This window comes from Streptomyces mesophilus, assembly GCF_011044995.1.
Lineage (GTDB): Bacteria > Actinomycetota > Actinomycetes > Streptomycetales > Streptomycetaceae > Streptomyces > Streptomyces mesophilus.
In genome coordinates this window covers 1-8,912 of the sequence record NZ_JAAKZW010000293.1, presented here as the reverse complement: position 1 = coordinate 8,912, position 8,912 = coordinate 1, and the positions used below count along the sequence as shown (strand labels likewise).

Here is an 8,912-nt window from a genome sequence, read left to right as displayed (position 1 = left end):
GACCCCGCCCCATACGTCACCGCCATCGCCAGCGCTCCCCCGACCACGTTCCGCAGCACCGCCGGCCTCGTCGGCGCCGACCCGAGCCGGGCGCTCCACCACCCCGTGAGCCACAGCGCGGCCAGCACCGCGCCCACCGTCACGTACAGCCGTACGGACTCGGGCGGCAGCACGATCGCGAGCAGGGGCAGCAGCGCGCCGACCGTGAAGGCGAGGAACGAGGCCCACGCCGCATGCCACGGATTCATGAGCTCGTCCGGATCGATGCCCAGCTCCACGCGCGCATGCGCTCGCAGCGCATCCTTCTCCGTGAGCTGCTCCGCCGCCTCGCGGGCCACAGTGGCGCTGAGCCCGCGGTCCTCCAACAGCTGTGCCAGCTCGTCGAGTTCGGCCGCCGGCTGTTCGCGCAGTTCGCGCTTCTCCATCGCGAGCGCCGCCTTCTCCGAGGCGCGCTGCGTCGATACGGAGACGTACTCGCCGGCCGCCATGGACATGGAGCCGGCGAGCAGTCCCGCGAGGCCCGCCGTGAGCAGCGTCGAGCGGTCGGACGTGGCGCCCGCGACGCCGACCACGAGCCCGGCGGTGGAGACGATGCCGTCGTTGGCGCCGAGCACCGCGGCCCGCAGCCAGTTCAGACGGGTGGACATGCCCTGGTCGTGCGGCTCGTGGGGCACTTCGGGCGCGTCGGGAGCGGTCATGCCGGGAGGGTCTCACGCCCTCCCGGCATGACCGGGTCACCACACGCGGACCTTGCCCCCCGGGGCGAACACCGGCGAAGTCGCGTCCGCCGGCGGTTCCTTCAGGGGCTCGGCGATCTCCTCGACCGTCGGCCCGACCTTCGCCGCGATCGGGTCGAGGAGGTCGAGGTCGAAGCCGTAGACGCGGGCCGCGTTGCCGCCGACCATCGCGGTGATCTCCGCGGGGTCGAGACCGGCGTAGGCGATCCGCAGGCCCTCCCTCGTATACGGATAGGTGCCTTCGTCGTGCGGGTAGTCGCTGCCCCACATGATCTTGTCGAGGCCGATCCGGTCGCGCAGCGGCACCTCGTGCGGGCGCATGAAGCTCGCCCCGACGAAGCAGTTCTCGCGCCACACCTCGGAGGGGCCCTTGCCCATGGAGGCCGCGAGGCCCTGGCCGAACTTGGACTCCGCCGTGTTCGCCTTCGGGCCCGCCGCCTTGGTCGCGGCCTTGACCAGGCGTGCGTGGTAGTAGTCCAGCATGTCCAGGACGCCGGGGATCCAGCCCGAGCCCTGTTCCGTCAGGACCAGCTTCAGGTCCGGGTGACGGCGGAAGGCTCCCCCGAAGATCAGGTGCCACAGGGCGCGGTGCGAGAACCAGGTCGTCTCCACCATGAACACCGCGCGCGCCGCGGGTTCGTCACCCAGTGGCGGGGAGGCCGAGCCGGCGTGGTGATTGACCGGGATGCCCAGCTCCGCGCAGGTGCTCCAGATGGGGTCGTACACCTGGGAGTACAGCTCGGGCAGGCCCGAACCCGGCGGCGTACCGGGCAGGAGCAGTCCGCCGGTGAGTCCCGCTTCGTGGGCCCAGCGGATCTCCTTGACCGCCTCGTCCACGTCGTTGAGCAGGATCTGGAAGACGCCCGCGCGCCGCCCGGGCGCCGCGGCACAGAAGTCCGCGAGCCAGCGGTTGTGGGCGCGCAGGCCCGCCCACCGCTGCTCGAACTCCTCGGGCGTGGGTGCGGGAGCCATCAGCGCGGCGGAGGGGAAGAACGGCGGGATGGTGTTGGGGAACACCACCTCCGCGACGATCCCGTCCTCCTCCAGCTCGGCGACCCGGCGGTCGGAGTTCCAGTTCTTGTCCGCGGTGTCGGCCAGCAGATCCTCGTACGGATTGACGTAGGTCGCCGCCCAGGCGTCGAACGCCTCGTGGTGCTTGGACGCCAAGTAGGGCTTGTAGTCGAGGAGATCGGCGCCGGCGTGGCAGTCGGCGGAGATGACCGTGTAGCGGTCGGTGGGTGCGCTCGGCACGCCGCGGCTCTGGTTCACGGGTTCCCCCCCGTCACAGGACCCATCACGGGAAAGTCGTTGCCGGTGATCCAGTGCCGGCCCACGTCGCGCGAGCGGGCCCAGGATGCCTCGACGGCGGCCTGGTCCTCGGGCTGGCCGAGGTCGGCCGGCGTGGGGCCGATGCGCTGGGCGATCGGCGCGAGCTTGTCCGTGTCGAAGCCGAAGACGTCGGCCGCCGCGAGACCGAGCATCCGCCGGGTCTCGGACACGGGGATGTCGTGGAAGGTGTTCTTGAGCCAGTTGCGGGTGTTGGGCCAGGTCCCTTCCGGGTGCGGGAAGTCGGAGCCCCACAGGATGTTGTCCACGCCGATCTCGTACCGCTGGGCGAGCTCACGCCGCTTGGTGTTCGTCGCGCAGATGAACACCTGGCGGTCCAGATACTCGCTCGGCGGCCGCTTCAGCGCGGAGAACGGCGAGAGCTTCTTCCCGCCGTGCGCGCCGAGGTAGAGCCGGTCCATGAACCACAGGAGGTTGGGCAGCCACCAGCAACCCGACTCCGCCACACCGAACTTGAGCCCCGGGTGCCGCTCGAACACCCCGGACCAGATCAGGAAGTGCAGCGGCCGGGCCGGCCACCACGTCACCTCGCTGACGTAGATGCCGAGGTGGTCGCCGTACTCGTGGCGCGGCGCCGCGCCCGAGTGCGTGACCAGGGGCATCTGGGCTTCGGCGGCCGCCGCCCAGATGGGCTCGTAGCGGGCGTCGTGGTACGGCGGGTGGTCCACCCACATCGAGGGGATCATCAGTGCGCCGAGCCCGGACTCCTTGGCCCGGTGGATCTCGGCGACGACCTTGTCGGGGTCGGCGGTGATGGGCAACAGGGCGACGCCGCAGTGCCGTTCGGGATTCTGCGACACGAACTCCGCGAGCCACCGGTTGTGCGCCTGCGCGCCCGCCATCCCCAGCTCGGGGTCCTGGTCGCCGGAGAGCCCGAGGCCCACGCCGAAGGGCGCGGCGGTCTGGCTGTCGACGGCGTCGGCGTCCGGGAAGACCACCTCGGCGGCCACCCCGTCGCCGTCCAGTTCCTTCAGGCGCTGGGCGACGTCCCAACCACCCCTCAGGCCCTCCTCGTTGTCGCTGAACCACTTGTCGGCGAAGGCCTCGTTGCGGATGCCGAGCCGGGTCGCCTCCTCGCGGCGCCGGTCGCGGCCCGCGAGGAATTCGTCGAACTCACGGTGGAAACGGGAGTCCAGATACGGCCGGTACTCCTCGGTCGGAAGCCCGGCGTGGCAGTCCGAGGAGATGATCAGGTACGGATCCTGCGCATCGGTCATGACGGGCACCTCTCAGTCCAGGATGAAGCTTTCGAGATACGCGGGGTTCGCACGGTCGAGCATCGACTGCGACCGCGCCTTGATCTGCCGGTCGCTGTGCTCGCTGGCCGGCATCATCCAGAAGCTCCCGGCCTCGATGCACTCGGCCACGAAGTCGGCGACCTCCTCGACCGGCGTGAACTGCACTTCCTGGCCGGCCTCCTTCATCGCCGACTCCCACTGGTCGAGGCTGCGGTACGGCGTCTTGCGCGGCCGCTCCTTGGCGAAGCGCTCGGGCCGGTTGCGGTGCGACTCCCACAGTCCGGTTCGCAGCATGTGCGGTCCGGGGAAGAGCACGGACGCGCCGACCTGGACGCCTTCCGCCTTCAGATGCGCGTACAGCGACTCGGTCATCGTCACGACGGCCGCCTTGGTCACCGCGTACACCGAGGCGGTGGGCAGCGGGGCGATACCGCCGTCACCGGACGAGGTGTTGACCACGTGACCCGGCTGTCCGCCCTCGATCATGCGCGGCACGAAGGCCTGGATGCCGTGGAAGACACCCCAGACATTGACCGAGAACGCCCACTTCCAGTCGTTGGGTTCGTGCTGCCACATCCGGCCCTCGGCGCCCGAGCCGACACCGGCGTTGTTGCAGAGCACATTGACCGCGCCGTACGTGTCGTACGCGGCGTCGGCGAGCGCGAGCACGGAATCGCGGTCGGATACGTCCACCACGCGGGCGAGCACCTCGGCCCCGTCCTCGCGCAGGGAAGCGGCGGCCTTCTCCAGGGCGCCTTCCTCCACGTCCGCGAGGACCACCTTGAGCCCGGCGGCGGCGAAGCGCCGCGCCATCGCCAGGCCGATCCCGCTCGCGGCCCCGGTGACGACGGCGACCTGTCCTGCTTCCAGCTTCATCAGGCGTCGACCTTCCCCGCCTGGGGCGCCTTGTCGCTGCCCTCTGTGCTTCCCTCTGTGCTTCCCTCCGGGGGACCGTCGAGGATCTGCTGCGGGTCGTCGTAGCGCTGGTGGATGTACGGCAACAGGGCCTGGGCGCTGACCCGTTCGACGACCTTGCCCTTCTGGTCGGTGGTCTTCTCGCCGATGGTGATCTCCACGATCGTGCGTACGGGGAGATCCGCGATCGGATCGAACATCGACTCCCGCAGGACGATGTCCCCGGTGATCCGCTCCAGCTTGCGCACCTTCTCGTTACGGGTGCAGTGCACGAGCACCGGATCGGCGTCGAAGCCCGAACCGTCCACGGCGGGAAGGAACTTGAAGTAGAAGTCGGTCTTCGTGGTGGGTTCGGGGATCGGCAGGTCACCACTGACGGCGCCCCGTACCTCCACGAACGCGATGCCGTGCCGGGCCAGCTTGGCGTTCACGACGAGACCGTCCCGGTCGACGGTCACCTCGCCGAGCTTCTTCGGCTCGCCGAAGACCTCACGGCCGCCGATCAGCGCCCGCTCATGGGTCATCGGCATCACGAGCGGATACCAGCCGACGACCCCGTTGTGCTCGGCGGCCACCGCGACCGATCCGGCGCCCAGCGGATAGCCGGGCAGGTCGACCTTGCTGATGTTCGCCCGCACCAGGGGCTTCTCGGCGGGCTTGAGCGGCGGCGGAAGCACCGCGGCCACCGCGTCGGGATCGCTCTCCCAGACGGCCACCACACCGGTCGACCAGATGTCGGGGAGCTTGGAACTCTTCTCGCGCGAAGCCTGGATCTCGGCCTCCGTGCGCGCGCCGTACCGTACTCGTGCCATGGCGTACCGCCCTTCGATGGGGGTGTTCCCGCGAGTCTGTAACACTGTTACACCGCCCGCGATGAAGGGTAAAGAGCCGTGCAGGAAACGGAAATTGGGGACCCGATGACCAGCCAGCCCAGCTCGCCGAAGCGCGCACTCACACGGGACGCCGTCCTCGACGCCGCCGCGGCGATGGTCAAGAAGGACGGCCCGCGCGCCCTGACCATGCGCAAGCTCGCCGCCGAACTCGGCACGGCGGTCACCTCGATCTACTGGCACGTCGGCAACCGCGAATCGCTGCTCGAAGCCCTCGTCGAACGCACGGTCGCCGACCTCGGCGAGATCCGCGCCCAGGGCCGCACCCCCGCCGCCCGCATCGTCTCGGTCACCCGCGCCCTGCGCCGCCAGCTGCGCGGGCATCCGCATCTGGTGGCGATGGTCCACGAACGGGGCCTGACGGAGCGGATGTTCCAGCCCGCGACCCAGGCCCTGGTGCACGAGGTCCATGCCGCCGGACTGCGCGGGACCCGGGCCGCCGACGTCGTACGGTCGCTGCTCTTCCAGGTGGTCGGCTTCGTCCTCGTGGAACGCAATCGCGAACGCGCGCCCGTGCAGTACCCGGGCGACGAGGGCCTGTGGGACGAAGCCACCGCCGAGCACGATCCCGCGCTGGCCAAAGGCCTTACCGGGCCGCCGGATCCGGAGCGGCTCTTCCTGCTCTCCGTACGCGCCATGGTGGACGGCTTGTTGGGGCCGGCGCCACGCTGAGCCCCGGCGGTCCGGAGTGTCAGTCGCGGGCCTTATCCTCGTGAACCATGCTCGAAGACCGCACGACCGCTACGCCGTGGCCGACCGCCTACCCGTCGGGGTATGCGGTCGTCGACGTCGAGACCACGGGTCTCGCCCGCGACGACCGGATCATCTCCGCCGCCGTCTACCGGCTCGACGCCCGCGGCGAGGTCGAGGACCACTGGTACACGCTGGTCAACCCCGAGCGTGACCCCGGTCCGGTATGGATCCACGGCCTGACGAGCGACGTCCTCGAAGGCGCCCCGCTCTTCCCCGAGATCGCCGAGGAGTTCTCGGCGCGGCTCGAAGGCCGGGTGCTCGTCGCGCACAACGCGGTCTTCGACTGGCAGATGATCGCCCGCGAGTACGCGCGGGCCACGCTCACTCCGCCCGTACGGCAGCGGCTGTGCACCATCGCCCTGTCGAAGGAACTGGCGCTCCCGCTGCCCAACCACAAACTGGAGTCGCTCGCGGCCCACTTCGGTGTCGTACAGCAGCGCGCGCACCACGCGCTCGACGACGCCCGGGTGCTCGCCGAGGCCTTCCGGCCGAGCCTGCGGGCGGCGGCGCGGGACGCGGTACGGCTGCCGCTGCACGAATGCCGGCCGCTGACCGAGTGGAGCGCACCGCCCGCGCAGCCGGGCATCGGCCACCAGTACCGTCCGCAGGCCAACTGGCGCCAGGCCCGCAAGCTCCCGCCGAGCCCGTACCCGAATCCGGGGCGGTACGAGGAGGGGCGGCCGCTGCGCCAGGGGATGCGGGTGGCGTTCTCGGGCGACACCTCGACCGAGCGCGAGCTGCTCGAGGACCGGGCCGTCGAGGCGGGGCTGCATGTGGCGACCAGCCTGTCGCGGCTGACGAGCCTGCTTGTCACGAATGATCCGGATTCCGGTACGTCCAAGGTCGTCAAGGCGAAGGGCTTCGGCACCCCGATCGTGGACGAGGCGGCGTTCGGCCAGCTGCTGCGGGATGTGGAGCCCGCGGCGGCGACCCCTTGAGACCCGGGCAGCTGTCCGGGTGATTATCAGCCCGCACGCCGCATGCCTCGGCGGCGAGGCGGCATGCGGGTCCCACTGTGTGGCGCATGGCACGTTGTGAGGTCTGCGGAAACGACTACTCCATGAGCTTCGAGGTCCACGCCCAGGGCGCGGTCCACGTCTTCGACTGCTTCTCGTGCGCCATCCACCGTATGGCGCCCATCTGCGAGCACTGCCGGTGCCGGATCATCGGCCAGGGCGTCGAGGTCGAGGGGCACTGGTACTGCGGTGCGCACTGTTCGCGCGCGGAGGGGCAGGTGGGCATCGTCGACCGGGTGTGAGCGCCTCGCGTCCTGACCGCTTACCGACCGATAACGCCCCCTACGGGACCCCTCCCGCAGGGGGCCTTCGCATGCCGGGGTACCGTCGTCGGCGTGTACCGCTTCCTGTTGACCCGGCAGTGGGTGTTCGTCACCCTGCTCGCCCTCGTGCTCATCCCCGTGATGATCGAGTTGGGCTTCTGGCAGCTGCACCGGCATCAGGCCCGCGTCGCACAGAACGCGCTGATCGCGAAGAGCCTCGACGCGAAGCCCGTCCCCGTCGAGGAGCTCACCTCGCCGGACGAGACCCTGCCGCGCGCCGACTACTGGCGCCGGGTCACCGCGACCGGCCGCTTCGACACCGGGCACGAGGTCGTCGTCCGCCGCCGCACCAACTCCGACGACCGGATCGGCTTCCACGTCCTGACCCCGTTCGTGCTCCAGGACGGCAAGGTCGTCCTGGTGAACCGGGGCTGGGTCCCCACGGCCAGTGACCAGAAGGCGTTCCCGAAGGTTCCGCCGCCGCCGTCGGGCGAGCTCACGGTGACGGGCCGTCTGATGGCCTCGCAGACCACGGACGCGAGCGGCATCAAGGACCTCAAGGGCCTGCCGGACCGCCAGGTGATGCTGATCAGCAGCGAGCAGCAGGCCCAGCTCCTGAACAAGGAGGTGCTCGGCGGCTACATCGAACTGACCCACCCGGCGACCGACTCCCCCGAGCAGCTGCCCGAGCCGGACCACGACTCGATCGGCAACCATTTCGCGTACGCCATCCAGTGGTGGCTGTTCACGGCGGCCGTCCCGGTCGGCTGGGTCTTCCTCGTACGGCGGGAAGTACGCGAACGGCGCGAGCGCTCGGCCGCCGCATCCGAGGAACGGACCGAGGCGGTTCCGGCCTGACCCCCGTCTCCCCCTGACGGGGCGTACGCGGCAGGATGGGTCCATGGATCTTGGACTGAAGGACCGTGTGTACGTCGTCACCGGAGCCACCCGCGGCCTGGGCCACGCGAGTGCCGCCGCGCTTGTCGCGGACGGCGCGAAGGTCGTGATCACCGGGCGCGAGGAGAAGGCCGCCGCCGAGGCGGCCGCCGCGCTCGGCGAGAACGCCGTCGGTGTCGGCGCCGACAATGCCGACCCGGCCACCGCGCAGCGGCTCGTCGACACCGCGCGTGAGCGCTTCGGCCGCTTCGACGGCATCCTCATCAGCGTCGGCGGCCCGGCCCCCGGCACGGCCGCCTCCAACACCGACGAGCAGTGGCAGGCCGCCTTCGACTCCGTCTTCCTCGGCGCGGTACGGCTCGCGCGCGGCGCGGCGGCGGAGCTCGGCGAGGGCGGTGCGATCGGCTTCGTCCTGTCGGGTTCGGTGTACGAGCCGATCGGCGGCCTCACCATCTCCAACGGACTGCGCCCCGGCCTCGCGGGCTTCGCCAAGTCCCTGTCGGACGAGGTCGGCCCCCGCGGCATCCGCGTCCTGGGCCTCCTGCCCGGCCGGATCGCCACGGACCGCATGCGCCAGCTGGACGGCCTCTCCCCCGACCCGGACGCGGCCCGCGCCGCCAACGAGTCCCGCATCCCGCTCCGCCGCTACGGCACCCCGGAGGAGTTCGGCCGCGTGGCCGCGTTCACGCTGTCGCCGGCGGCTTCGTATCTGACGGGGGTGATGGTGCCGGTGGATGGTGGGGCGCTGCGGGGGTTCTGATCCTTCAGCCCGACTTCAGCCCCTGCGGCGTTTGAGCAGACCATCCAGCCCCTGCGGCGATTGGGCAGAACCGCACGCAGTTCGGATCTGCTCAAT

The 8,912-nt window shown here is 70.7% G+C and carries 10 protein-coding genes; 5 read left to right on the top strand and 5 right to left on the bottom strand.

Going from position 1 to position 8,912, the window contains the following annotated elements:
- The 5 genes from G6045_RS36910 to G6045_RS36890 all read right to left on the bottom strand — a co-directional run.
- On the bottom strand, positions 1-698 hold a 698-nt coding region (locus tag G6045_RS36910), incomplete at its 3' end, for a VIT1/CCC1 transporter family protein (protein WP_165336603.1).
- 36 nt (positions 699-734) lie between these two features.
- Entirely contained in the window at positions 735-2,006 is a 1,272-nt protein-coding gene (locus G6045_RS36905) for an amidohydrolase family protein (protein ID WP_328708038.1), read from the bottom strand.
- Positions 2,003-3,301: an amidohydrolase family protein gene (locus G6045_RS36900; RefSeq protein WP_165336602.1), complete on the bottom strand. Its 1,299-nt coding sequence runs from the start codon at positions 3,299-3,301 to the stop codon at positions 2,003-2,005. The genes G6045_RS36905 and G6045_RS36900 overlap by 4 nt, the downstream gene beginning before the upstream one ends.
- A 12-nt stretch (positions 3,302-3,313) precedes the next feature.
- Positions 3,314-4,198: an SDR family NAD(P)-dependent oxidoreductase gene (locus G6045_RS36895; protein WP_165336601.1), complete on the bottom strand. Its 885-nt coding sequence runs from the start codon at positions 4,196-4,198 to the stop codon at positions 3,314-3,316.
- Complete coding sequence (locus tag G6045_RS36890; RefSeq protein WP_165336600.1) at positions 4,198-5,049, bottom strand: acetoacetate decarboxylase family protein; 852 nt, start codon at positions 5,047-5,049, stop codon at positions 4,198-4,200. The genes G6045_RS36895 and G6045_RS36890 overlap by 1 nt, the downstream gene beginning before the upstream one ends.
- A gap of 105 nt (positions 5,050-5,154) precedes the next feature.
- Here G6045_RS36890 and G6045_RS36885 point away from each other — a divergent pair, with 105 nt between their 5' ends.
- From G6045_RS36885 to G6045_RS36865, 5 genes are all read left to right on the top strand, one after another.
- Positions 5,155-5,799: a TetR/AcrR family transcriptional regulator gene (locus tag G6045_RS36885; RefSeq protein WP_165336599.1), complete on the top strand. Its 645-nt coding sequence runs from the start codon at positions 5,155-5,157 to the stop codon at positions 5,797-5,799.
- A 47-nt stretch (positions 5,800-5,846) separates the two neighbouring features.
- Positions 5,847-6,818, top strand: coding sequence for a DEDDh family exonuclease (locus G6045_RS36880; RefSeq protein ID WP_165336598.1), 972 nt, complete (start codon positions 5,847-5,849; stop codon positions 6,816-6,818).
- 86 nt (positions 6,819-6,904) lie between these two features.
- Positions 6,905-7,138, top strand: a complete 234-nt coding sequence (locus G6045_RS36875) for a hypothetical protein (protein ID WP_165336597.1) — start codon at positions 6,905-6,907, stop codon at positions 7,136-7,138.
- 93 nt (positions 7,139-7,231) lie between these two features.
- The gene (locus G6045_RS36870) at positions 7,232-8,017 is read left to right on the top strand and encodes an SURF1 family cytochrome oxidase biogenesis protein (RefSeq protein ID WP_165336596.1); all 786 of its coding nucleotides are present in this window, start codon (positions 7,232-7,234) and stop codon (positions 8,015-8,017) included.
- Between the two features lie 43 nt (positions 8,018-8,060).
- On the top strand, positions 8,061-8,816 hold the full coding sequence (locus G6045_RS36865; RefSeq protein WP_165336595.1) for an SDR family oxidoreductase: 756 nt from the start codon (positions 8,061-8,063) through the stop codon (positions 8,814-8,816).
- The last annotated feature ends 96 nt before the right edge of the window (positions 8,817-8,912 follow it).

Excerpts from the sequence above, each read along its gene's own strand:
- G6045_RS36900 (WP_165336602.1), bottom strand. The coding sequence starts at position 3,301 with ATGACCGATGCGCAGGATCCGTACCTGATCATCTCCTCGGACTGCCAC.
- G6045_RS36895 (WP_165336601.1), bottom strand. The coding sequence starts at position 4,198 with ATGAAGCTGGAAGCAGGACAGGTCGCCGTCGTCACCGGGGCCGCGAGC.
- G6045_RS36890 (WP_165336600.1), bottom strand. The coding sequence starts at position 5,049 with ATGGCACGAGTACGGTACGGCGCGCGCACGGAGGCCGAGATCCAGGCT.
- G6045_RS36885 (WP_165336599.1), top strand. The coding sequence starts at position 5,155 with ATGACCAGCCAGCCCAGCTCGCCGAAGCGCGCACTCACACGGGACGCC.
- G6045_RS36880 (WP_165336598.1), top strand. The coding sequence starts at position 5,847 with ATGCTCGAAGACCGCACGACCGCTACGCCGTGGCCGACCGCCTACCCG.
- G6045_RS36875 (WP_165336597.1), top strand. The coding sequence starts at position 6,905 with ATGGCACGTTGTGAGGTCTGCGGAAACGACTACTCCATGAGCTTCGAG.
- G6045_RS36865 (WP_165336595.1), top strand. The coding sequence starts at position 8,061 with ATGGATCTTGGACTGAAGGACCGTGTGTACGTCGTCACCGGAGCCACC.